At 62.1% G+C, this 23,212-nt stretch carries 23 protein-coding genes and 1 riboswitch; of the genes, 11 read left to right on the top strand and 12 right to left on the bottom strand.

Translation table 11 applies throughout. The features are described 5' to 3' along the window. Positions 1 to 277 precede the first annotated feature (277 nt). A complete protein-coding gene (locus EKH49_RS00885) occupies positions 278 to 1,123 on the top strand; it encodes an HpcH/HpaI aldolase/citrate lyase family protein (protein ID WP_128469243.1) in 846 nt (281 codons plus the stop codon). 86 nt (positions 1,124 to 1,209) lie between these two features. Here the strand turns inward: EKH49_RS00885 and EKH49_RS00880 are convergent, their stop codons facing one another. From EKH49_RS00880 to EKH49_RS00865, 4 genes are all read right to left on the bottom strand, one after another. Further along, on the bottom strand, positions 1,210 to 2,700 hold the full coding sequence (locus EKH49_RS00880) for an alanine/glycine:cation symporter family protein (RefSeq protein WP_128469242.1): 1,491 nt from the start codon (positions 2,698 to 2,700) through the stop codon (positions 1,210 to 1,212). 226 nt (positions 2,701 to 2,926) lie between these two features. After that, the gene (gene ykgO, locus EKH49_RS00875) at positions 2,927 to 3,049 is read right to left on the bottom strand and encodes a type B 50S ribosomal protein L36 (RefSeq protein ID WP_128469241.1); all 123 of its coding nucleotides are present in this window, start codon (positions 3,047 to 3,049) and stop codon (positions 2,927 to 2,929) included. Further along, complete coding sequence (locus EKH49_RS00870; RefSeq protein ID WP_128469240.1) at positions 3,039 to 4,100, bottom strand: GTP-binding protein; 1,062 nt, start codon at positions 4,098 to 4,100, stop codon at positions 3,039 to 3,041. The genes ykgO and EKH49_RS00870 overlap by 11 nt, the downstream gene beginning before the upstream one ends. Positions 4,101 to 4,207: 107 nt before the next feature. Continuing rightward, positions 4,208 to 5,065, bottom strand: a complete 858-nt coding sequence (locus tag EKH49_RS00865; protein WP_128469239.1) for a fumarylacetoacetate hydrolase family protein — start codon at positions 5,063 to 5,065, stop codon at positions 4,208 to 4,210. Positions 5,066 to 5,284: 219 nt separating this feature from the next. Between EKH49_RS00865 and EKH49_RS00860 the strand changes: the two genes are divergently transcribed. The 4 genes from EKH49_RS00860 to EKH49_RS00845 are packed head-to-tail and all read left to right on the top strand — an operon-like array spanning position 5,285 to position 8,880. Further along, complete coding sequence (locus EKH49_RS00860) at positions 5,285 to 5,926, top strand: ABC transporter permease (protein ID WP_073707787.1); 642 nt, start codon at positions 5,285 to 5,287, stop codon at positions 5,924 to 5,926. Further along, entirely contained in the window at positions 5,919 to 7,181 is a 1,263-nt protein-coding gene (locus EKH49_RS00855; RefSeq protein WP_128469238.1) for an ABC transporter ATP-binding protein, read from the top strand. Before EKH49_RS00860 ends, EKH49_RS00855 begins: the two co-directional genes overlap by 8 nt. Continuing rightward, positions 7,178 to 7,906, top strand: coding sequence for an ABC transporter permease (locus EKH49_RS00850; RefSeq protein ID WP_073707788.1), 729 nt, complete (start codon positions 7,178 to 7,180; stop codon positions 7,904 to 7,906). Before EKH49_RS00855 ends, EKH49_RS00850 begins: the two co-directional genes overlap by 4 nt. Then, a complete protein-coding gene (locus EKH49_RS00845; protein WP_201739532.1) occupies positions 7,903 to 8,880 on the top strand; it encodes a glycine betaine ABC transporter substrate-binding protein in 978 nt (325 codons plus the stop codon). The genes EKH49_RS00850 and EKH49_RS00845 overlap by 4 nt, the downstream gene beginning before the upstream one ends. Positions 8,881 to 9,029: 149 nt before the next feature. On the opposite strand, the gene EKH49_RS16470 is transcribed toward EKH49_RS00845, so the two are convergent. Beyond that, positions 9,030 to 9,188, bottom strand: a complete 159-nt coding sequence (locus EKH49_RS16470; protein WP_161567408.1) for a hypothetical protein — start codon at positions 9,186 to 9,188, stop codon at positions 9,030 to 9,032. Positions 9,189 to 9,410: 222 nt separating this feature from the next. Between EKH49_RS16470 and EKH49_RS00840 the strand changes: the two genes are divergently transcribed. Then, positions 9,411 to 9,959, top strand: coding sequence for a YceI family protein (locus EKH49_RS00840; protein ID WP_121867356.1), 549 nt, complete (start codon positions 9,411 to 9,413; stop codon positions 9,957 to 9,959). Between the two features lie 127 nt (positions 9,960 to 10,086). Here the strand turns inward: EKH49_RS00840 and EKH49_RS00835 are convergent, their stop codons facing one another. From EKH49_RS00835 to EKH49_RS00825, 3 genes are all read right to left on the bottom strand, one after another. Continuing rightward, positions 10,087 to 10,530 carry a DUF4190 domain-containing protein gene (locus EKH49_RS00835; protein WP_161567407.1) on the bottom strand — a complete coding sequence of 148 codons (444 nt, stop codon included), beginning with the start codon at positions 10,528 to 10,530 and terminating at the stop codon, positions 10,087 to 10,089. Positions 10,531 to 10,655: 125 nt separating this feature from the next. Continuing rightward, the gene (locus EKH49_RS00830; RefSeq protein ID WP_128469236.1) at positions 10,656 to 11,828 is read right to left on the bottom strand and encodes an MFS transporter; all 1,173 of its coding nucleotides are present in this window, start codon (positions 11,826 to 11,828) and stop codon (positions 10,656 to 10,658) included. 108 nt (positions 11,829 to 11,936) lie between these two features. Beyond that, entirely contained in the window at positions 11,937 to 13,850 is a 1,914-nt protein-coding gene (locus tag EKH49_RS00825) for an FAD-dependent monooxygenase (protein ID WP_128469235.1), read from the bottom strand. A gap of 169 nt (positions 13,851 to 14,019) precedes the next feature. Here EKH49_RS00825 and EKH49_RS00820 point away from each other — a divergent pair, with 169 nt between their 5' ends. Further along, positions 14,020 to 14,814, top strand: a complete 795-nt coding sequence (locus EKH49_RS00820; protein ID WP_128469234.1) for an IclR family transcriptional regulator — start codon at positions 14,020 to 14,022, stop codon at positions 14,812 to 14,814. Between the two features lie 94 nt (positions 14,815 to 14,908). Here EKH49_RS00820 and EKH49_RS00815 read toward each other — a convergent pair whose 3' ends face one another. The 3 genes from EKH49_RS00815 to EKH49_RS00805 are packed head-to-tail and all read right to left on the bottom strand — an operon-like array spanning position 14,909 to position 17,771. Further along, positions 14,909 to 15,541, bottom strand: a complete 633-nt coding sequence (locus EKH49_RS00815; RefSeq protein ID WP_128469233.1) for a LutC/YkgG family protein — start codon at positions 15,539 to 15,541, stop codon at positions 14,909 to 14,911. Next, entirely contained in the window at positions 15,538 to 16,989 is a 1,452-nt protein-coding gene (locus EKH49_RS00810; protein WP_128469579.1) for a LutB/LldF family L-lactate oxidation iron-sulfur protein, read from the bottom strand. Before EKH49_RS00810 ends, EKH49_RS00815 begins: the two co-directional genes overlap by 4 nt. Positions 16,990 to 17,006: 17 nt before the next feature. Then, a complete protein-coding gene (locus EKH49_RS00805; protein ID WP_073707794.1) occupies positions 17,007 to 17,771 on the bottom strand; it encodes a (Fe-S)-binding protein in 765 nt (254 codons plus the stop codon). Between the two features lie 146 nt (positions 17,772 to 17,917). Between EKH49_RS00805 and EKH49_RS00800 the strand changes: the two genes are divergently transcribed. The 4 genes from EKH49_RS00800 (at position 17,918) to EKH49_RS00785 (ending at position 22,313) form a co-directional block, all read left to right on the top strand. After that, positions 17,918 to 19,594, top strand: a complete 1,677-nt coding sequence (locus EKH49_RS00800) for an L-lactate permease (protein WP_128469232.1) — start codon at positions 17,918 to 17,920, stop codon at positions 19,592 to 19,594. Between the two features lie 24 nt (positions 19,595 to 19,618). Continuing rightward, on the top strand, positions 19,619 to 20,326 hold the full coding sequence (locus EKH49_RS00795) for a FadR/GntR family transcriptional regulator (protein ID WP_128469231.1): 708 nt from the start codon (positions 19,619 to 19,621) through the stop codon (positions 20,324 to 20,326). 171 nt (positions 20,327 to 20,497) lie between these two features. Next, positions 20,498 to 21,268: an SDR family oxidoreductase gene (locus EKH49_RS00790; protein ID WP_128469230.1), complete on the top strand. Its 771-nt coding sequence runs from the start codon at positions 20,498 to 20,500 to the stop codon at positions 21,266 to 21,268. Continuing rightward, positions 21,258 to 22,313, top strand: coding sequence for an L-idonate 5-dehydrogenase (locus EKH49_RS00785; RefSeq protein ID WP_236640967.1), 1,056 nt, complete (start codon positions 21,258 to 21,260; stop codon positions 22,311 to 22,313). Before EKH49_RS00790 ends, EKH49_RS00785 begins: the two co-directional genes overlap by 11 nt. A 77-nt stretch (positions 22,314 to 22,390) precedes the next feature. Here the strand turns inward: EKH49_RS00785 and EKH49_RS00780 are convergent, their stop codons facing one another. Continuing rightward, a complete protein-coding gene (locus tag EKH49_RS00780) occupies positions 22,391 to 22,942 on the bottom strand; it encodes an OsmC family protein (protein WP_128469229.1) in 552 nt (183 codons plus the stop codon). A gap of 31 nt (positions 22,943 to 22,973) precedes the next feature. Next, positions 22,974 to 23,095: riboswitch (SAM riboswitch) on the bottom strand. Positions 23,096 to 23,212: the final 117 nt, after the last annotated feature.

The raw sequence follows: 23,212 nt of genomic DNA, 5'->3' as shown, positions 1-23,212 counted from the left end.
CGCTTGATTAGCTGATTCAGAATTATCGGTGATCATTTTCAGCTTTGTGCACGTTGCCGTCGGATATCGGAAATGGCAGATCCAAGTAAAGGGGAAACACCAGGATCACCACGAAATCCAGGCGCACTTTTCGCTGCAGCATAGCCAGTCTGGCGCACAGGAGCACCACGAAACCCGGTTGCTTTTGCGTTGCATTTCAAGGCAACTGGTTCACTTGAAGCAAATACTGTACATGGCCAGTGGAAGCTATGCCGGGCAAGTGAGTAGTGTAAGACTCATGGCATTCCGAAATCGTCGAGCTGCGGCTCTTCCTGCAAAATTGTCCCGTTCCTGGCTCTTGGTCAATGCTGCCAAGGAGGAAACTTTCGCCCCTTCACTAGCATGTGAAGCGGACTCGGTCATTTTCGATATGGAAGCTGCCGTTCCTGACGATCAGAAGGTCCAGGCTCGCGACAACGTGGTACGCGCCCTGTCCAATGGCATGACTGCCTGGGTGCGCGTCAACGGCATTGACACCGATTTCTGGGCCGATGACCTTGCCGCATTGTCCGGCGCTCCCGGCCTGCGCGGAATCATGCTGGCCATGACCGAGCAACCTGAACAGGTGACTTACAGCGCGATGCGCCTGCGCGCAGGCACCCCGGTACTTGCCTTGATTGAAACCGCCTTGGGCATCGAGAACGCAACGAAGATCGCTTCGGCGCCGGGCACCTTCCGCCTGGCGTTCGGCATCAACGACTTCCGCAAGGACACCGGCATCTCCGATGAGCCGATGGCCCTGGCCTACGCACGCGGCCGCCTCGTGATCGCTTCGCGTGTCGGCAAGCTGCCCGGCCCAATCGACGGACCACCGCCAGCGGGTGCCGACGCCGCCAAGGTGACCGAGGAAACCCGCGTCACGGCTTCCATGGGCATGACCGGCAAGCTGTCCCTTTCCGCTGGCCACGTGGACGGCATCAATGCCGCGCTGGCTCCAAGTGAAGACGAACTGTCCTGGGCCATGGAACTGCTCGAAGCGCACGCTGCCGGCGCATCGGTGGGCGACGGCTCCTACCTGCCTCGCCTGGCTCGTGCCCAGAAGATTGCCGACCTGGCCGACTCCTACGGCTTGTGGAACGCCTAAGGCACTAGCCTTCTTCCAACAGCAAAGGACCCGTTCAGCATCTGGAACCAACCAGATGCTGAACGGGTCCTTTTCGCTAGCTGCGCCTATGCCTCGTGGGCACCGCGGTTGTGCGAGGAGCCGACGACGTCGCCGGCCTTCCAATCAGCCCAGCCCGGTCGCTCGCTCATGAAGTCCTCGATCTGCGCCTTGCTGGCTTCCAGCTTCGGGTCATGCTTGAGGTACCAGCGGGTTTCGCGGGCCACCATGCCCGACAGGATCAGCAGGCCGATCAGGTTCGGCAGGGCCATCAGGCCGTTCATCATGTCCGAGAAGTTCCACACTGCGGTCAGCTCGGTGGTGCAGCCTACGTAGACGACCAGCGAGAACACGACGCGGAACGGCATGACCAGCTTGCGGCCGAACAGGCGCTCGATGTTGCGCTCGCCGTAGTAGCTCCAGCCCAGGATGGTGGAGAAGGCGAACATGACCAGGCCGATGGTCACGATCCAGTGGCCCCACTCGCCCGGCAGGCCGTGGGTGAAGGCCTGGCCGGTCATCAGCGCGGCGGAGATCTGCTCGCCGGTGGCCTCGTCGAGCAGGTTCCAGGTGCCGGTGGTGATGATGACCAGGCCGGTGCAGGTGACCACGATGATGGTGTCGATGAAGGTCTGGGTCATGGAGACCAGGCCCTGGCGAACCGGGTGCGTGGTCTGTGCCGAAGCGGCGGCAATGGCAGCCGAGCCCATGCCGGACTCGTTGGAGAAGATGCCGCGGGCAACACCGTACTGGACTGCGATGATGATGGCCGAGCCGGCGAAGCCGCCAACAGCGGAGGTGCCGGTGAAGGCGTCGGTGAAGATGGTAGCGAAAGCTGCAGGGATGCCACCGACGTTGGCGACCAGGATGTAGATCGCTGCGGCCACGTAGAAGACGATCATCACGGGAACGAAGCCTGCGGTGACGCGGCCGATGGACTTGATGCCGCCAACCAGCACCGCGATGGACAGCACGGTCAGGACCACGCCGGTGACCCATGGGGCCACGCTGAAGGAGTTCTCCAGGTTCAGGGCGATGGAGTTGCCCTGGGTCATGTTGCCGATGCCGAAGCAGGCCAGGGTGGCGGCGATGGCGAAGAACAATGCCAGGAACTTGCCGACGGGGCCCTTGATGCCGCGTTCGAGGTAGTACTGCGGACCGCCGGACTTTTCGCCGGCGGCGTCAGTGCCGCGATAGCGCACGCCCAGGTAGGCCTCGGTGTACTTCGAAGCCATGCCGAGCAGGCCGGTGACCCACATCCAGAACAGGGCGCCCGGGCCGCCGATGCCGATGGCCGTGGCCACGCCGACGATGTTGCCGGTGCCGACGGTGGCGGCCAGCGCGGTGGTCAGTGCCTGGAACTGCGAGATGTCGCCTTCCGCCTCAGCGTCCTTGCGCTTGAGCAGGCCAAGGCGCAGCGCGGCGGCGAGCTTGAAGAACTGCAGGCCGCCCAAGCGGATGGTCAGGTACAGGCCGGTGCCCAGAAGCAGCGGGATGAGGACAAACGGTCCCCAAATGACGGAAGAGATATCCCCGAAGAGAGTGCCCAAAGCGTCCATGGATTCAATATCCTTATGTGCGAGTGACTGATGATGAAGAGTCTCAGGCGAGAAGCCGATTCCCCTATGTGAGTGCCATCATATGGCACTCGGGAGAGGCGTGTCACAAAGCGCGCTGGTTCAAGTCATGTCCAGTTCATTAACTTGTTTTCACCAAAGGGCCAGAGTTTTGGGCAGGAAACGGCTGCCGGCGTCCATGGCAGTGGACGCCGGCAGCTGCCGGGCTTCAGCCCTGCCGTGCCTTCATGCGCGGATTCTTCTTGTTGATCACGAAGACGCGGCCACGCCGCCTGACCACTTGCGCTCCGGGCGCATTCTTCAGCGCGCGGAGGGAATTCCTAACTTTCATGCCATTCACCTCCCTCGTGATTTGCGGAATTGAACAGCCCCTTGAGCTCTTCCTCGGTGACCTGGCACTGCTCGAAGACCGTTTCAATCTGCGACGCTTCATGCTCGGATCCGTAGAGCAGCAATTCTGACACGGCGATATCCGAGTGCCAGGCCCCGGTGTTCTCCATCCAGATGCGTGGGCCGGCTCCGCCGATGGCAACGCGCTCGCTCAGCGCGCTGGCTACCCAGAGGACGCCGCGGATGCAGGTGCAGGATTCGGCCAGCGACGGCAGGGCTTGGCGGAAGCGCTCGGGGTGAAGCGGACGTTCCGCGTGCAGGCGGATCGGCGCACTGCTGGCATCAAGGGGTGTTCGCGGCAGATGCCCGGCGCTGGTGCGCTGGCGTGCCGCGGCTGGGTGGAAGGATCCGAGTTCCCCTTTGTGCACGCAGATTTGCGCATGCGGCGCCATCTGCCGTGCCAGGCCGAGACCGGCTTCGTAGCTGGTGCCGCCAGCACGCCGCGGACCTGCAGCATCCTCAAGCAGCTGGGCTTCCAGGCCTTCAACCGGAATGAGCGTATCTGCCTGCATCAGTTCGGTGAAGAAGAACTCTCCGGCAGTCCGCGCATCGTGTTCCATGGCGTTGAATCCCGATTCCCAGAGGGTGTGCCGATCCCACATCTGGTTTTCCAGTTCGGCTGGATCCAGGGCCAGCGCGATGCTGCTGATCTGCAGGTCCAGTGGTTCGAGTTGTGTTTCGAGCATCTGGAGCACAGTGGCGCTATGCCAGGCGGAAGGCAACCCCAAGACCATGGTGGTTTCGGAATCCTGGGGCGCCAGGCGCCTGATGGTCGGCAGGATCTCGAATTTCGTGGCACAGCCGATGCAGGGATGCTCAAGCACCGCTTCGGCGCGTTCGGGGGCCGCCGATCCAAAGACGTGGCGCACCAGCCGATTGCCGTCGACGAAGTCATAGCGCAGGACGATGGCATCGGGGTAGTAGCGTCGCAGGTGCTCCAAGCCGGTGTCGCGGCTGGAGGTGTCAAGTGCAGAGAGGACAATGAGGTTCACGCATCACAGCTTATATGAGAATGAGTCTCAATAACAAAAGAGTTGCGATGCTTAACGGCCAGGGGCCTGCCCGCAATCGCGGACAGGCCCCGAGAAGCAGCTGAATATCAGTGCTGCGGTGCGTGGAAAACTACCGTTGAGGTTCCCAGTCCCTCAATCGAGGTTTCAAGCGCGTCGCCGTGCTTGAGCCACGGGTGGCGCCCATTCTCGTCCCGGCGTCCCAAGGCGACACCGGAAGGCGTGCCAGTGAGGATCACGTCACCGGGCTGCAGATCATTGAAGGTCGAAAGGTAGGAAACCAACTCATCCGCCGAGAAAATCAGGTCATCGATCTGCTCGTCCTGCACCACGGTGCCATTGACCTTGCTGCTGATGCGCGCCGAAGGATTCAGCTCATCAGGGGTCACAAGCCAAGGACCCAGGGGAGTGGAGTGGTCCCAGATCTTGCCCTGCAGCCATTCCTGGGTGCGGCCCTGGTACCCGCGCATCGACACGTCGCTGGACACCGCATAGCCGGCAATATGCGCTGGTGCATCTTCTTGGCTGATGCGACGGCCGGGCTTGCCGATAATAATGGCCAGCTCTGCTTCGTAGTCCACACGGTGGTCCTCAACGGGAATTTCAACCGAGTCATTGGCGCCGCAGAGGGTGGAAGCGAACTTCGCGAAAACCGTCGGGTACTTCGGCAGCTCTTCGCCGATCTCGGCCGCGTGGGTCTTGTAGTTCAAGCCGATGCAGTAGATTTTCTCCGGCTTGGGAATCAGCGGAGCGTAGTCGGCTTCGCCCTCGGCAATGGAATCACCCACCAGGGCACGGGCAATGACTTCTTGCTGGACGGCTTCCTCGAGCCGCAGGAAACGCTGCACCGAATCGAGGTTGTCCAAATAATAGGCACGGCCATCTTCAATGACAGCTGCGGTGGTATGGCCTGGTTCGCTGGCGAGGCGGAGCGTGGCAAGTTTCATGAATCTATCTCACTACATTTCCCGCTGAAAGTGCACCATATTTCGTACCCGCCAGGAGATTCCCATCCGCGCTGAATAGGGCCAAGCCAGAGGTGTGTTATCAAAACGTGGCTTGGTCAGGCTACGGCAACCCGGCTAAACTCAGGGCAAGCTCGGGTCTCAGTGACCAGTCCTGAAACAAAGATCTAGAAACGAAACTAAAGTGAAGCAGGTTTTAATGTGGGTGACTTTATTGGCGAGAGATCTCGCCATATCCTCTTCGCCTCCTGGCAGCATTTCTCGCTCGTCGCGCAGTGCCTGATCCTGGCGACAATTATTTCTGTCCTTATCGCCGTACTGGTTTACCGCAATAAGTCCTTATCCGGTTTGGCCAACGGCATTAGCGCCATCGGCCTGACCATTCCATCCTTCGCCTTGATCGGTTTGCTCATAGTTCCCGTTGGCTTCGGCGTCACGCCGGCCGTCATCGTGGTGACGTTCTTCGCGGCCTTGCCGATTCTGCGCAATGCGATCGTAGGCCTGAACAACATCGAGCCAACCATTATCGAGTCGGCACGCGGCATCGGCATGAGCCGGCTGAAGACGCTGGTCTCCGTGGAGATACCCATGGCGTGGCCGGTGATCCTTACCGGCATACGCATTTCAGCCCAGATGGTGATGGGCGTCGCCGCAGTGGTTTCCTACGCCCTGGGCCCAGGCCTTGGCGGATTCATTTTCCAGGGACTTTCGCGCCTTGGCGGCGCGAACTCCCTGGAATCCGTGGTTACCGGCGTCGTTGGCGTCGTTATCCTGGCGCTCATCCTTGACTTGATTTTGCTCGGCATCGGCCGACTGACTACCCCGCGAGGTATCCGTGTCTGAAAATAAGATTTCCGAAAACGCCGTGGCCCAAAATGTCACCGGCACTTCGATCATGCTCGAAGAAGTAACCAAGACGTATCCGGGGCAGAAGAAGTCGGCCGTCGGCGGCCTGACCCTCGAGATCCCCGCAGGATCCATCGTGATGTTCGTCGGACCATCCGGCTGCGGCAAGACGACCACTCTGAAGATGATCAACCGGCTGATCGAGCCGACCAGCGGCAAGATTGTCATCGACGGCGAAGATGTCACTGACATGAACGGCGACGAGTTGCGCCGCCGCATCGGCTACGTGATCCAGGCCGGCGGCCTGTTCCCGCACATGACCGTGGCCGCCAATATTGCCATGGTGCCGAAGATGCTGGGCTGGCCCAAGGAGAAGATCGCCGCCCGCGTCGACGAGCTGCTTGAGCTGGTCTCGCTGGACCCGGACCTGTACCGGAACCGTTTCCCCAAGGAACTCTCCGGCGGCCAGCAGCAGCGCGTGGGCGTGGCCCGTGCACTGGCAGCGGATCCTCCGGTGCTGCTGATGGATGAGCCATTTGGCGCGGTCGACCCGATCACCCGCCAGCGCCTGCAGGATGAGCTGCTCAATATCCAGTCCGAGGTCCAGAAGACCATCGTGTGCGTGACCCACGACTTCGACGAAGCGGTGAAGCTCGGCGACTGGATCGCGATCTTCAACGAAGGCGCGCAGCTTGAGCAATACGATTCCCCGGAGCGGATCCTGGCCAATCCGGCCAGCGAGTTCGTGGAGAACTTCATTGGCTCGGGTGCGGGTCTCAAGCAGCTGACCCTGACGCGCGTGAACGAAGTGGAGCTGGAAGACGCGCTGACCACCACCCCGGGCAAGAACGCTTCGGATGTGCTCTCGCAGCTGCAGGGTGCCGGACGCAAATACGCTGTGGTGCTTGATTCGCGCGGACGTCCGCTGCGCCGGCTGGACCGCCGCCAGTTGTCGCGTGCCCAGATTATCGAGGGCACCTACGACGAAAGCATGCCGGTAGTCGGCGAGCAGGCGACCCTGAATGACGCATTGGACACCATGCTGGTGGCCAGTTCCGAGTCGGCCCTGGTGACGGGGCGCCGTGATGTGCTCACCGGTGTCATTACCGTGCAGACCGTCATGGAGGCGATCGCCGCCGCCAACAACGCCGAGGAAGCTGATCATGAAGCTCCGGTGGGCCTGAATTCCGGTGCCATCAATGTCGTGGACATCGACGGTGCCGCCGCCGGGCAGGGCGGTGAATCGGCATGAGATCCGAAACCCGCAGCTTGATTTGGCAGATCGCCGGAATCGCAGCTGCTTTTGCCATCCTGGTGGGTTGGCTGGTGACAGCCGACCTGACCGAGACCGAACGGCAAACGCTGGATCCGGCAACAATTTGGGGCTATACCCTCGACCACTTGAAGATCACGGTCATCGCTGCAGTCATCGTCCTGCTGATCGCCATCCCGCTGGGCGTGCTGCTGACCCGCCCGGGGTTGCGCAAGGCCGCCCCGGCGGTACGCGCCATTGCCAACTTCGGCCAGGCGGCACCTGCTATTGGCGTTATCGTGCTCTTGGCGTTCTGGCTGGGCTTCGGTCCGAAAACCGCAATCATCTCGCTGGTGATCTACGCGATTCTCCCGGTGCTCTCCAACACCATTGTCGGCCTGCAGCAAGTTGATGCGCGCCTGGTGGAAGCCGGACGGGGAATCGGCATGAGCCAGATGGCGGTGCTGTTCAAGGTTGAACTGCCATTGGCCGTCCCGGTGATGCTCTCGGGCATCCGCACCGCACTGGTGCTGCTGGTAGGCACCGCGACGCTGGCCACCTTCATCAACGGTGGCGGGCTGGGCATCCTGATCACCACGGGTGTGAACCTGAATCTGAATGTGGTGCTGATCGCCGGTTCGCTGCTCGTGGCCTTGCTGGCCTTGACGGTTGACTGGCTTGGCCGCGTCGTCGAACAGGTGGCCCGACCGAGAGGACTTTCGTGAACCGCAAACTGAAATTCGCTGTCCTGTCCATGGCCGCGCTGATCGGGTTGACCGGCTGCGGGCTGAGCCCCTCGACCGGCACGGTGCCCCCAGCCGGCCCGGCCGAGATCAAGCCGCTGGTCGACAATGCTGCAAGCACGTCCGTGACCGTGACCTCCAAGGCCTTCACCGAGCAGCTGCTGCTGGGCAAGATCACCGTGATCGCACTCGAAGCCGCCGGGTATGACGTCACCGACCTGACCAATGTTCCCGGGTCCCAGCCGGCACGCCAACTGCTGCTTTCCGGCGACGCGAGCGTGCTCTGGGAGTACACCGGTACTGCGTGGCTGACCTACCTCGGCCATGAGAAGCCTGTCGTGGGCGAGGAGGAGCAGTGGCAGGCCGTGCACGATGAGGACGTTGCCAACGGAATCGTCTGGGGGAACCCGGCTCCGTTGAATAACACCTATGCGTTGGCGATGAACGAGGAAACGACCAAGCGGCTGGGGATTACCAAGCTTTCCGAGCTGCAGGAGCTGGATCCCGACGAACTGACGTTCTGCGTCGACCCGGAATTCAACTCCCGTCGCGACGGGCTGACCCCGATGCTGGAGCATTACGGCATCGACCGCGGCTCTGAGGTGAGCGAGGACAATATCGGCTTGTACGATGTTGGCGCCATTTACCAGGCGACCGCTAATGGCGCGTGCAACTTCGGTGAAGTCTTCACCACTGACGGACGCATCAAAGCATTGAACCTGACCGTCCTGGAAGATGACCGGAAGTATTTCCCGAGCTACAACGCTGCCCCGGCTTTCAACGGGGAATTCCTTGACCAGCACCCGGAGATCCAGCAGATCATGGACCAGATCGCTCCATTGCTGACCGATCAGGTCTTGATGGACCTGAATTACCAGGTCGATGTCGTTGGACGTGAACCAGCCGATGTTGCCTTCGAATGGATGGTCGGAGAGGGCCTGGTCTCCGAACCCTGATCCCGGCAACCCAAATTGCAGGCATTAAATATTGGATCCCCGGCATCCCGATGCCGGGGATCCAGTTTAATGTTGCCGAGGATTCACTGGGGATTGGTTCCGCTCCGATGGTTTTGCTTGCAGGATGGATATAGGTGGAGGCCATCTGCCTACGGCTGATCACGCGTGCCGAGCTCGCCGTCGACTTCATCGGCGATTTCGGTGCTGGCAGCAGTAGTGATGGATTCTTCCTGCCAAATTTCCTCCAGCTCTGCAGATAGCTCGGCTTCTTCTTGGACATGATTGGGATCTAGGTTATTTGCGTTCATGGCCTCAGTCTAGCCATGAACGTGCAGGAGTAAAGGGGTGATTGAAAAATAATTTCATCGGAAACCTTCCTAGTCACATTCGAAAAAAGAACCTTGCGACGACCCGATTTGAACTTTTCTTGCGAAAAGTGGTTGACGCTTCAACTTCATTAGTGCCATACTGGTATCAGCAAAACAAATTGAGGCGTCAACTACTTGACGGCCCGACGAAAGGATGTAGACATGACTGCAACTGCACTGACCACCGGAACCTGGAACCTCGACGCATCGCACTCCGAGATCGGCTTCTCGGTTCGCCACGCAGGCATCTCCAAGGTACGCGGCAGCTTCACCGAGTTCGATGCAACCCTGACCACGGGCGAGACCCTGGCTGATTCCTCGGTTGAGGCAACCGTGCAGATCGCATCGGTCAACACCAAGGATGCCAACCGCGACGCTCACCTGAAGGGCGAGGACTTCTTCAACGCTGAGCAGTTCCCAACCATGACCTTCAAGTCCACCGCAGTCAAGGGCGACGCCGGAGAGTTCGTTCTCGTTGGCGACCTGACCATCCGCGGCGTGAGCAAGGAAGTTGAATTCGAAGCTGAGCTCGGCGGCGAAGCTGTTGACGCCTTCGGTGCAACCCGCGTTGGCTTCTTCGCATCGACCACCATTTCCCGCAAGGAATTCGGCATCACCTGGAACGCAGCACTGGAAGCCGGTGGCGTTCTGGTCAGCGACAAGGTCAAGATCGAAATCGACGCTTCGTTCGTACTGCCAACCGCAGAGTAATAGTTTCCCGAGAGCCGTCATGGGGATGACGGCGTAAGGGCCGATACCGGAAAGCCTCCGGCTCACGAAAGTGAGCCGGAGGCTTTGCCGTTAAGAGTGTGCTGTCGAGAGCGAAGGGATGAAACGCCTAGAACTCGCTGAATGACGGTTCCATGGAAAAGGCGAGCAAGCCGAGGAGCATGAAGGCGAAATACGCGACCCAGAGGATGCCGAAAATGGTGCCGATCCAGCCGGTCACCTTGCCGACCGTGGATGCCGTGTTGAATTCCCTCTCGGCTTTGTTGGCTTTGGAAATCGCAATCGGCCCAAGAATCACGCCTGCAACGAAAAGGGACAAGATGCCAAGAATCATCGAAGTCTGCGCCAACTGGGCGCCTTCGAAATGGGCTGCAGGCGGATAGCCGAAGTTGCCCGGGGGATATGGGCCCGGCTGGCCGTGAGCCTGCTGGTTGTAATACGGCTGCTGGGGCACCCCATTGAGCTCGTAATAGCCAGGCTGCTGGTACTGCTGGTTCTGCCCCTGCTGTCCCGAAGAATAAGGGTTTCTCGGTTCTTCGCTTGGACTGGTCATGACAACCTGCTTTCCGTTCGTGAAGCTCATGCGCCTAGTTCAAGATTCTCTCATGCAGATGGCCAAAGCGCCTGGGCAATAGGAACTTTCCGCAACGAAATGAAGGCTCGAACCTGCCAGGATGCCTAGCTTGCAGGATGCCTTCGGCACCACAGCGCGTGGGTGCCGGTCGCCAACGCCACGAGCAGCAGGCTGAATGCCAAGCCGAAGCCGAAGATCTGGCCGTAGCCGCCATGCTGCGCCAGATCTGCGGTGAGATAAGTCGCCGCAGATGCTCCGGCAAACAGGGCAAAGACGAAGAGCGAAACGGTGGTGGCCCGCGCGTCTGGCGAGATATCGGTCGCCCAGCCCTGCATGGACGAGTGCATAATGGCATTCGTGGCGCCGAGCAGGAATGCCGTGACGGTATACGAGGCAGGGGACGGTGCCAGCGCTGAGGGGAGGAATGCCGCGCAAAGCACGAGCCCTCCAGCGCCGATAAGCCACGTTCGGCTGAAACGTGCCACCAATCGGCGCATCAAGCGCGCGCCCACGATGACTCCCAAAGCGAAAGCGCAGCCAAGCGCTCCGGCCAGGCCGATGGAGACACCTGATTCCTGCAAGGCCGGGACGATATAGGTCAGCAAGCCCATCAGCAGGCCGCCTTCGAGGAAGACAATGCCGTAGAGGGCCAAATTCATGGGACGCAACGCGGCACGGAAATTGAACCCGGGGCGGGAACGCTCAGGCTCCGCGGACTTCCGCAGGGAATACAGGGCAGCGATGCAACCGAGTGCAGGCAAGAAGAACACCAGCCGCCAATTGACATAGGACGCCAATGCACCCGAAGCCAACGTCGCCAAGGTCGTGCCCAGCGAGGAATAGATCTGCAGATCGGAAAGGCCCCGCGCGCGTTCTACGCCGGTGCGTGTATCGCCCAGCAGCGTCAAGAGGGTCGGGTACAGCGCTCCGAACATGAGCCCGGTGATGGAGCGGGCAATGAGCAGCGGCAGGTAGTTGGTGAAAAGGATGCTGGCGATTGCGGCCAGCGCGGCACCGATGAGCGCAGCACGCAACACCGCCAAGCGCCCGAAGCGGTCACTGAGCATGCCCCAGATCGGCTGGCCGATGGCATAGAACAAGGCATAGGACGCTACCAATTGGACCGCTTGGGCGAAGCTGAGCGAGGTGCCCAGCGACAAAGCCACCAGCATCGGCGGGGTGCCATAGCGGTCGAAGAAGGAAAGGAAGCCGATGAAGCGCAAAGCCGAATCGGGAACGCCATGTGCCCGAGACTGGAGGTCCTGATCTTGCCGCATTCCGGCCTTTCGCATCTATGTCTTGTGCTTACCTACCCATGTAAGCAGAGTGTGCCCTGCACAACTGCCATTCAAGACGGTGGTGCAGGGCACATGACGAGCTGCACGTCAGGCAGCCACCACGGTTTCGGCCATGAATTGGGCGAAGAACTCAGTAAGGGCAGCGGTGCCGTCCAAGGGCAGCACCATGGAGACGTACTGGTCCGGGCGAACGACCACCAGCGCCCCGGCAGCACGGTCGATGCCGCGAGCCTCATAGATTTCCTCGCCGCCATCAACCAGCTGGGAGGCGAAGGCCTTTTCGTAGTCCCGCAGGCCGTACTTTCCCTTGGCCGGAACCAGCAACGCCGGCAGATCCGCAACGGTGGTCTCGGTGTGCGAACCCTGGTGCACGCCGCGCAGGTCGAACACTGCGTCGACATCTGCGCCGGCCGGCGTGAACCGCCGCAGCGGCGATTCCGGATCCTGGCCCAGGAACTGGATCAGGGCATCGTAGTTCGGCGAACAGCCCTGCGCATCGCGGTCCGCGAAGGCGTACAGGCGCCACCGTCCATCTGCCTGGGCGGTGTGGCCCAGGCCGATGCGCTGCGCATCGGCGATGCGCGTGGCATCGGCGGAGTGGAAGCGCTCGCCGACGGGGAAGCCGGAGGCCAGATGCTGATGCTGGGTGCCGCCAGTGAGCAGCGAGGGCGTGTAGCGGGTGCCGAAGCCGGCGGTGAACTGGCCGCCGCGCTGGAATTGCTCCTGGACCTGGTCTGGATCCAGCCCGCCTGCTTCGGGATTGCCGGGGTCCTTGGGCGCGGTGGACATGGTCTTGGACCAGCGGGTGTCGAAATCGATCAATTCCTGGGCAATGGCCTGCCGTTCTTCGGAGTAGGTGCGCAGCAGCGAGCTGTGGGCGCGGCCCTGCAGCACGGCGGCCAGTTTCCAGCCGAGGTTGAACGTGTCCTGCATGGAAACATTCATGCCCTGGCCGGCCTTGGCCGAGTGGGTGTGGCAGGCGTCCCCGGCGATGAAAATGCGCGGCGAGGCATCCGGGGCCGCATCGGCATCCAGGTCATCGAAACGGGCGGCCACGCGCTGGCCGACTTCATAGACTGACCACCATGCGATTTCCTTCACGTCCAGCGAGTAGGGATGGATGATCCGCTGCGCGGTGGCAATCAGCTGGTCCGAAGTGAAGCGGCTGCGCGCCTCGCGGTCTGCTGGATCCAGATTTCCCATGTCCACATACATGCGGACCATGTAGCCGCCTTCGCGCGGGATCAACAGGATGTTGCCGCCATCGGCGGACTGTATGGCGGCCTTGACGCGGATATCCGGGAAATCGGTCGTGGCCAGGATGTCCATGACGCACCACGCATGGTTGCGGGCATCGCCTTCGAGCTTGATGCCCAGGGACCGGCGCACCGCGGACCGGGCGCCATCGGTGCCCACCACGTACTTGGCGCGGATCTGCTGCTCTTCGCCGTTGCGCCGGACGGTGGCCACCACAGGATAGTCCCCGTCATTGGTGTTTTCCACGGAAATCAGCTCAACGCCATAGTACGGAGCTGTACGGCTCGGGCTCTTGGAGGCTTTCTCGAAGAGGAAATCCTGGAGGCGGGCCTGGTTCACGATCAGGTGCGGGTATTCGCTCAGGCCTTCGGCAACATCCTTGACCCGGCTGTTGCGCGTGATCTGCGAACGGTCCTTGGCATCAGGGCCCCAGAAGACTGTCTCGTTCACGCTGTAGCCTTCGCGCAGCAGGCGGTCTGCCAGGCCGAAGGCGTTGAACATTTCCACGGTGCGGCAGGCAACGCCATCGGCGTGGCCCATCAGCAGCGGTTCGCCATTCTTCTCGATGACCAGGGTGTGAAGGTCGCCGAATTCGGCGAGCTGGGCCGTCAAGATGGCTCCGGCCGGTCCGGTTCCGGCAATGAGCACATCGACCTGGGCGGGGAGCACCTCAGGGTCGTGCTCGCGCTGTGCTGGCTGGATATCGGGGCTGCCGGTGCGGAAGCCATTGAGGTAGTACTGCATGTTCGGCCTTTGCAGGTTGACAGCGTCGTGAAGCCGCTGTGAAAAGAAAAATGGATTGCCATGAGGCTATTGCTTTCCAGTGATCTCGGGCCATATTGTTCTGCAGAGCAGAATCCTGACCATGCTGCGCGCTTCGGAGCGGGCCGCATGCAGCGCGTAAGCTCGGAGTATGCCGTTCAAGAGATACCGCCGGAAGCGGCCGTCCTATCCCATTGCCTCGGTGGATAACGCCTTGGCCCTGCTTGAGCTGCTGCGCGATTTCGGCACCCTGCGCCTGAGCGATGCGGCGCTGGAACTGGGCATCTCGCGTTCCACGGCCCACCGGCTGCTGGCCATGCTGGTGTACCGCGGTTTTGCCGACCAGGATGCCGCGCATCGATACATTCCCGGCCCGGCCTTGGGCGTGGCTCCGGCGGGAATGAGCTGGACGGCAGAGCTGCGTCGCCGCGTGCATCCGCACCTGCAGGCACTGAGCGATGAGCTGGACGAGACCGTGAACCTGATGGTTCGGGCGGGCACGCAAGTGCGCTTCCTGGCCACCGTACAAGGCTCGCGCGCCGTGCGCGTGGGGGACCGGCAAGGCGAGGTGATGCCGGCTCATTCCGCCTCTGCCGGGAAGGCCATGCTCGCCCAGCTGGGTCTCCCGGCGGTCAAGGACCTGTATTTGCTCGAATCGAGAATCAATGGCGCCGAGTTCGACCAGTCGTGGTTTGCAAGTTTCGAGCAGGAGCTGATTGCCGCCAACCGCCGGGGCTTCGCGGTGAACTTGGAAGAAACGGAAGTGGGCGCCAACGCATTGGGCGTGGCCATCCGGGACGGGGCCGGAGAGGTGGTCGCGGGGCTGAGCGTTTCCATCCCGCCGGTGCGCTTCCGCCAGATGTTCGAGGCAGGGGTGCCCATGGCGGTCTTTGCGGCGCGTGGGCGCATTGAAGCCGGTCTGGAAGATTTCATTGCCGGGCAATAACCGGCAATGGCAGCCGGAAGGCATTAAAAAACTCGCGGCCGGTTCCCTGGAGGTTTAGGAAGGGAACCGGCCGCGATAGCTTGGCGGGCTGGCCTTAGAGGCCGCGGACCATCAGGACGTCCAGCGTACGCGGGCCGTGCACACCTTCGACGCGTTCCAGCTCGATGTCACTGGTGGCCGACGGACCGGAGATCCAGGTCTGCGGACGGGTGATCGTCAGCCGCGGCATGGCTTCCGGCAGCAGGCGCACGATTGAGGAGACCGGCACGATGCACACATGGTGGTCGGGCACCAGCGAGATCGCGCGGCGGCCCTGGTTCGGCTCGCCATCGAGGATGATGGTGCCCGACTCGGCAACCGACACGGCCGAGGAGGTGACCACGGCGCTGGTTCCATCCAGCTCGGCAATGCCCAGGCGTGCGCCCGGGGCATCCACGCGCTGCTCGATGTCCTCGCCCAGCGCGGAGAGCCATGCGGTGTCCAGGCCGTGCGGGTAGACGACGCTGGAGGCGCCGGCCAGCTTGGCGGCCACGAAGTCCGGGATCTGCGCGGCGTCAATGACATCCACGCCGGCCTTGTAATCCACCAGGCGGTCGACCAGCAGCTCAATGAGCTCGGCTTCGCCCATATCCGAGGTCTTGCGGTATTCGCGGGGAACTTCGGGCGCGACGGGGGCATCGGCTAGCGCCGAGCGGATCCGCCCGAGGATTTCTTCTTTTGCGCTCACTTGGACTCCTTCTCGTCGCTCCACCAGTCGCGGAAGGACTTGCTTGGCGGGGCGGGAATGTCGCGGCTGGCGGTCCAGCCTGCGGCGATGCCCGGAAGCTTCTTGATCTTCTTGTCCTTGCCGGACACCAGACGGCCCAGCGGCAGGGCCTTTTCGAGCAGGCCAATATTCTTGCCCTTGCCCAGTGCCCAGGAGCCGCCCTTCATCAGCAGGTCCATTTGGGTAGGGATCTTGTGCTTGCCGCGGTTGGCATCCACATCGTCGCCGCGCAGGTGCACGAGGATTTCAGGGATGTTGATCTTTACCGGGCAGGCGTCGTAGCAGGCGCCGCACAGCGAGGACGCGTACGGCAGGGAGCCGTTTTCCTCGACCTCGATGCCGGTCAGCAGCGGGGAGAGGATCGCGCCGATCGGGCCCGGGTAGGTGGAGCCGTAGGCGTGGCCGCCGGTGCGCTCGTAGACCGGGCACACGTTCATGCAGGCCGAGCAGCGGATGCAGTTCAGTGCGGTGCGGCCGAAACGGTCGGCCAGGGCCCGGGTGCGGCCGTTGTCCAGCAGCACGATGTGCACGTTCTGCGGTCCGTCGTCTTCGCTGACCCCGGTCCACAGCGAGGTGTACGGGTTCATGCGCTCGCCGGTGGAGGAGCGCGGCAGCAGCTGCATGAAGACCTCGATGTCTTCCCAGTGGGGGAGGACCTTCTCGATGCCCATGACGGTGATCAGGGTTTCCGGCAGGGTCAGGCACATGCGGCCGTTGCCCTCGGATTCCACGACGCCCAGGGTTCCGGTGTCGGCCAGCGCGAAGTTCGCGCCGGAGATGGCGACCTTGGCGGCGAGGAACTTCTTGCGCAGGTGCTTGCGCGCGGCCTCGGCGAGCTTGGCCGGCTCATCGGTCAGGTTCGGGTCCACCACCGGCATTTGGCTGAGGAAGATGTCGCGCACCTCGGTGCGGTTCTTGTGGATGGCCGGAACCAGGATGTGGCTTGGCTTGTCGTTGCCCAGCTGGACAATCAGCTCGGCGAGATCGGTTTCGAAGGCTTCGATGCCCTCGGTCTCCAGGTGCTCGTTGAGGCCGATTTCCTGGGTGGCCATGGACTTGACCTTGACGACCTCTTTCGAGCCGGTGGCCTTGACCAGCTCGGTGACGATCTTGTTGGCTTCGGCCGCGTCACGGGCCCAGTGGACGACGCCGCCGCGGGCGGTGAAGTTCTTCTCGAACTCCTCCAGCCGCTCTTCGAGGTTGGCCATCGTCAGGTTCTTGATGGCGCTGCCGGCGTCGCGCAGCTCTTCCCAGTCAGGGAGCTCGCCGACGACATTCAGCCGCTTGTCGCGAATGGTGTGGGTGGCGTGGCGCAGGTTCTTGCGCATCTGGGTGTTGCCCAGCTCGCGGTGCGCCGCCTTCGGGAATGGCTCGGTCTCGAACAGGTTGCCCTGCCCGCCGGCTGGCATGCCGAGGAATACCTGGGTCACAGTGACACCGTCTCTTCCATGGTGCTGGCCAGGATGTCGGCCAGGTGCAGGGTCTTTGGCTTGGCTCCGGTGCGCGAAAGGCCGCCGCCGATGTGCATCAGGCAGGAGGCGTCGCCGCCTGCGCAGGCGGAGGCGCCGGTGGAGCAGATGTTCTTCATCTTGTCTTCGAGCATCGCCGAGGAAACATCGGAGTTCTTGATCGCGAAGGTGCCGCCGAAGCCGCAGCACTGGTCGGCTTCCGGCAGCTCGTTGACGGTGATGCCGCCGACGGTCTTGAGCAGATCCAGCTGGCGGTCGCCGAGCTTCAGCGAACGCATGCCGTGGCAGGAAGGGTGGTAGGTGATGGTCTGCGGGAAGTAGCTGCCCAGCTGCTCTGCCGCGTTGGTGATGCCCAGGACATCCACCAGCAGCTGGCTCAGCTCGTAGGTGCGCTTGCCGACGGCAACTGCGCGGTCCTTCAGCTCGGGCTTGCCCAGGCGCTCGGCCAGATAGGGGTGCTGGTGCTTGACCGAAGCGACGCAGGAACCCGAGGGGGCGACCGCGACGTCATAGTCTTCGGTGTCGAAGGCGTTGATGTGGTTTTCGACGACGGGCAGCGCTTCAGGCATATAGCCGGAATTCATATGCATTTGCCCACAGCAGGCTTGCGCCTTCGGGAAAATGACTTCATGGCCCAAGCGTTCCAGGATTTTCACGGTCGACTTGGCGGTTTCCGGATACATAGCATCCACAATGCACGTGGCAAAGAGAGCAATTCGCATAATAAATGACTCTTTCAGGGTGTGGTCAGACCATACTATTCCACTTGCTTCTCAATAGTCAAGACTTGTTGTGATGGCTCTCACCTTGTACTCTTGGTGGTCGGACCACATATGGTCAGACCATCTAGAGTAAGGACGCCCACACCGTGTTTACACCCTCCACGGATCCAATTGCGGGGAGCATCGCTGTCTCAGCGCTCGTCGCGCTGATACCGCTTCTAGCCTTCTTCGTGCTCCTCGCGGTGATCAAGGTCAAGGCCCACTGGGCCGGCCTCGGCTCGCTCGCCGTTGCCATCATCGTTGCGATCTTCGGCTGGAGCATGCCGGTTGGATTGGCATTGAACTCCGGACTGATGGGCATGGTCTTCGGCGCCTTCCCGATCGTCTGGATCGTTGTCATGGCGATCTTCCTCTACCAGGTCACCGTCAAGTCCGGCCGCTTCGAAGATCTCCGTCGTGTATTCGACGTCATCGGCGGCGGTGACGTGCGCATCCAGGCCGTGCTGATCGCCTTCTGCTTCGGCGGCCTGCTTGAAGCGCTGGCCGGATTCGGCGCACCGGTGGCGATTACCGCCACCATGCTGCTGGCACTGGGCCTGTCCCCGCTTCGCGCTGCCTGCGCCGTGCTGATCGCCAACACCGCTCCGGTTGCCTTCGGCGCCGTGGCCATCCCGATCACCACCGCCGGCGCGCTGACCGGCATCCCGGCTGCCGACATCGGCGCCATCGTCGGCCACCAGTCCCCGCTGCTGGCACTGTTCGTCCCGTCGATCCTGGTGCTGATCCTCGATGGCTGGCGCGGCATGCGCCAGACCCTGCCGGCAACGCTGACCATCGGCATTTCCTTCGGTGTCGCGCAGTGGCTGTGCTCCACCTACTTCTCCTACGAGCTGACCGATATCGTCGCCTCGCTGATCGGCCTGGCCGCGGCAGTGATCCTGCTTCGCTTCTGGACCCCGAAGGGCGCCGACGAAGCACGCCAGCGCGTGCTGACCGCTGAAGCAGCCGCAGTTCCGCACGAGTCGAACACCAAGCTGCACGCAGGCAACACCTGGATGGCTCTGTTCCCATACCTGCTGGTTATCGTCATCTTCGGCGTGGCCAAGCTGTGGAAGCTGGGCGTGGACATTCCTGCATGGCTGGCAAGCACCGACATCAAGTTCGGCTGGCCAGGCCTGGACGGCAAGATCCTGAACGCCGAAGGCGAAGCGGTCACCTCCACCATCTACAACTTCCAGTGGCTGTCCTCCCCGGGCACCCTGCTGCTGATCACCGGCCTGATCGTGGCCCTGGTCTACGCAAAGAACGACGGCAACGGCAAGTACGCCATGACCTTCGGCGAAGGTGCTGCCGAAATCGGCAAGACCATCTACAACATGCGCTGGGCTGCGCTGACCATCCTGTCGGTCCTCGGCCTGGCATACGTGATGAACCTTTCGGGCCAGACCATCACCATCGGCACTTGGCTGGCCGGCACCGGCGCGTTCTTCGCCTTCCTCTCACCAATCCTGGGCTGGATCGGCACCGCGGTGACCGGCTCGGACACCTCGGCCAACGCGCTGTTCGCCAAGCTGCAGCAGACCGCCGGCGTCAATGCCGGCATCGACCCGAACCTGCTGGTTGCCGCCAACACCTCCGGCGGCGTGGTCGGCAAGCTGATCTCCCCGCAGAACCTGGCCATCGCCGCCACCTCGGTGAAGATGGAAGGCCAGGAATCGGTGATCCTGAAGAAGGTTGCCGGCTGGTCCGTAGGCATGCTGCTGGTGCTGTGCTGCTTGGTCTACCTGCAGTCCACCCCGGTGCTGTCCTGGATGCTGCCATAGCCCTGACCGGCTAAAATAGATCCGATGTCAATGAACCCAGCTCCGCGTGCATACCAGATCGTTCTCCAGGCAATTGAAGAAGATCTGCGCAGGGAGAAGCTATCCGTAGGAGACCAGCTTCCCGGCGAGCGTGCGCTCGCGGAGCGGCATGGGATTTCGCGGGCTTCGGTCCGCGATGCCATCCGCATCCTCGATGTCATGGGCATTATCAAGACTTCTACCGGCTCCGGGCCGAACTCCGGAGCGGTGATCATCTCCAACCCCTCGGCCGGCATCTCGCAAGCATTGCGGCTGCACCTGGCGGCCAAGGGGATCAACGTCCGCGAGATCGTCGAGTCGCGCATCCTGCTGGAAACCTGGGCCGCGCAAATGAACCCCCGCGACCCGGTCTACGCCCAGCAGGTCATCGACCGCACCGCGGTGCTGATCATGCGCATGGACGACCCGCAGCTTTCCCGCGAGTCCTTCCACCGCATCGATGCCGAGTTCCATGTGCTCCTGGCCTCCATGGCCGGCAACGCCGTGGTGGAATCGATGATGGAATCGCTGCGCAACTCGATCAGCGACTACGTCTCCGACTCAGTGCCCAGCGACGAGGCCTGGCAGCCGGTGGTGCGCGTGCTGCGCCGCCAGCACAAGGCCATCCACCACGCCTTCGCGACGAACCAGCGCGAACGGGCAGCCCAGCTGCTCGAAGAGCACATCAACTGGTTCTACTCGCAGACCCGCTAGCGCCAACATCTAAACTTCGACCGTATAAGTCGGACTTTATTGCCCCTCGACCCTTATATATCTGATATATTCTGGGACAGCGACGGGGCTACTTTTTCGGATGCAACAGCAGGTTCATATCGCAGGTCAGTTCCCGTCGATTTACCATCGAAACTTCTTGCGAGGGAATTCATGAGCCAACTTTTTGACCTGTCCGGACGACTGGCCTTGGTCACCGGGTCCTCCCGCGGCATTGGCCGCGAACTTGCTAAAGCACTGGCCGATGCCGGTGCCACCATCATCCTGCACGGCCGAGATGCGCAAAGGCTTGACAAAACGGCCGCCGAATTCGCCGCCTGCTACGGCGCAGAAAGAATCCATAGCGTCTGCTTCGATGTCACCGATGACGCCACTGTGCGCGAGAATATCGCCGCCATCGAAAAGACCATCGGCCCCATCCGCATCCTGGTGAACAACGCAGGCATCCAGCACCGCGTGCCCATGCTGGAACTGGAAGTCGCCGACTGGCAGCGCGTGATCGATACCAACCTCACCAGCGCCTTCTTAGTAGGCCGAGAAGTCGCACGTGGCATGGTAGAACGCGGCGAAGGCAAGATCATCAACATCTGTTCGGTGCAAACCGACCTGGCCCGACCCACCATCTCCGGCTACACCGCGGCCAAGGGCGGACTGCGCAATCTCACCCGCGCCATGACCGCAGAATGGGCCGGAGCAGGACTTCAGATCAACGGCATCGCACCGGGCTATATCCACACCGAAATGACGCAGAATCTGGTGGATGACGAGAAATTCAACTCCTGGATCCTGGGCCGCACCCCGGCTGGCCGTTGGGGAACCGTCGAGGACCTAGCGGGCCCAGCAGTGTGGTTGGCCTCGGGTGGATCGAACTACGTGAACGGGCAAACCATTTTCATCGACGGAGGCATGAGCGTTGTCGTCTAGCGCCCTGTCCAACAGGACCTTGGCCGTCGTGGCGCACGCGGCCGGGGACCTGCGCATCGAGCAGATCGAGCTGCCAGCACCGGCAGCAAATGAGGCACGCGTAGCCATCGCCTACGGAGGCATCTGCGGATCGGACCTGCACTACTGGAGCCACGGAGCCGCTGGGGAATCCATCCTCAAGGCCCCGATGGTTCTGGGGCACGAGATCGTCGGCACCGTCATCCAGGCTGCCGCCGACGGCAGCGGTCCGCCAGCCGGAACCAAAGTTGCGGTGCACCCTGCAACACCAGGGGAGACCGGGGAACCTTATCCGGAGGCCTGCCCGAACCTTTCACCGGGATGCACCTACCTGGGCTCGGCTGCCCGCTACCCGCATACCGAGGGCGCCTTTGCGCGCGAGGTGAATCTGCCCTCCCGGATGCTTCGCGAACTGCCTGCCGGACTGTCGCTGCGCGACGCTGCGCTGGCCGAGCCAGCCGCAGTGGCCTGGCACGCGGTATCGCGAGCCGGCGAGGTTGCCGCCAAGAAGGCGTTGGTCATTGGCGCTGGCCCGATCGGAGCGCTGGCCGTGGCCGTGCTCAAGCGTGCCGGAGCCGAGGAAATCATCGCGGTGGACATGCACGATAAGCCGCTGGAAATTGCCAAGGAACTGGGTGCCACATCCACCTTGCGTGCCGATGACCAGGAGGCGATTGCCAAGGTGAACGCCGATGTGGTGATCGAGGCCAGCGGCAATTACCGCGGATTGGCCTCGGCGGTGCGCGGTGCTGTGCGCGGCGGGCGCGTGGTCATGGTCGGGTTGCTGCCTTCGGGAGAGCAACCTGCACTGATTTCCCTGGCGATTACCCGCGAGCTGGAACTTGCCGGGTCTTTCCGCTTCAACGGCGAAATCGACCAAGTGCTTGCTGCCCTGGCCGATGGCTCATTGCAGATTTCCGCGGCGGTAACCCACGAATTCCCGGTGGCCGAGGGCCTCGAAGCCTTTGAAACAGCCAAGAATTCTTCGAAGTCCGGCAAGGTCTTGCTGAACTTCCTCGGGAAGTAGCCCGCCTTTACCGCAAGTGCGCCGCCGCAGCCCCGAAGCCAGGGCCCGCGGCGGCTACTTGTTTGGTTTAGCGGACGTTAATTGGCCGCTGCAATGCTCACCGCGGTACGCACCGGTACCGGGTTGGCGAACAGATCCAGTACCGGGCAGTGGGCATCCACTGCCTGGCGCAGTTCTTCATAGCGTTCGGCCGATTCCGGGCCGGCGATCTGGATGTCCAGTTCCACCGACGAGAAGCCCGGGCGGATGGACTTGTCAATGCCGAGGAGGCCACGGACATCGAGGTGGCCATTGGCCTGGATCTTCACGTCGTCCACCTGGATGCCAAGGTTTTGGGCATACAAGCGGTAGACCACAACCTGGCAGGAGATCAGCGCGCCGAGCGCATATTCCACCGGGCTGGCGGCCACGTCGTTGCCACCCAGGGCAGCTGGCTCGTCGACCTGGAAAGTGTGCTTCCCGGAGACAATGTTGCTGGCTACCGAATCGAAACCCTCGCCCTGAACGGTAAAGGTCAATTTGGCGCTTTGCGGGGCCGCCGAGATGCGTTCGCCCCAGCCCTTGCCTGCTTCCTGCAGGCGCTGTGCGCGGTCTTCGGATACGGTCAGGGTAGATGCTGCATTAGACATGAGGAATTAATCCCCTTTCTGGCGCAAGGGGCGCCATCGCTTACGCACCTTGGCGTTCAAGATGCGTCGAATCTTCACCTGGGGCACCCCGCACAATGACGCAGGAGGGTTGCCGTCCACTCAGCCAGGGCTCAAAGAGCGGAACTCGTGATTCTGTGGTTCTTTTCTATCGGCTGCGGTGCCAGCGCGTAAAGGGCAGGGGTAACTTTTCGTCATCGGGCAACTTGTCTGGCTGCTCGCTAAGATGGAATCGAGCTCTCGGGCACCCAC

Origin of the sequence: Glutamicibacter sp. HZAU, from assembly GCF_004100365.1 — a bacterium.
GTDB lineage: Bacteria > Actinomycetota > Actinomycetes > Actinomycetales > Micrococcaceae > Glutamicibacter > Glutamicibacter nicotianae.
Note: the sequence above shows the minus strand (reverse complement) of the source record. Positions and strands in the feature narration are given on the sequence as shown.